1 protein-coding gene is annotated in these 212 nt (G+C 56.1%); it reads right to left on the bottom strand.

Annotated elements, in window-relative coordinates:
• Positions 1–212: hypothetical protein (locus tag QBK88_RS30755; protein WP_277965052.1), on the bottom strand; the 212-nt coding region annotated here is incomplete at both ends.

Raw genomic sequence — 212 nt, 5'->3', positions numbered from 1 at the left:
GCTAAAGCCTCGGGCCCTGCGGGCTGCCCTCTGGTCGACACCGGAAGAAGGCCCAGGCGCTTTATGGGGCGGCACATCAAAAGCAAAAGCAAAAGCAAAAGCAAAAGCAAAAGCAAAAGCAAAAGCAAGATCAAAAACGGAATCAAAAGCCAGGGCGCGGCCGCCCTCGCAGCGCAGCGTCAGCTTCTGCTGTGGCTTTTGCTTCTGCTGTG

The sequence above is a fragment of the Pseudomonas sp. RIT-To-2 genome (genome assembly GCF_029623465.1).
Classification (GTDB): Bacteria; Pseudomonadota; Gammaproteobacteria; order Pseudomonadales; family Pseudomonadaceae; genus Aquipseudomonas; species Aquipseudomonas silvicola.
This window is presented reverse-complemented; position numbering and strand designations above follow the sequence as displayed.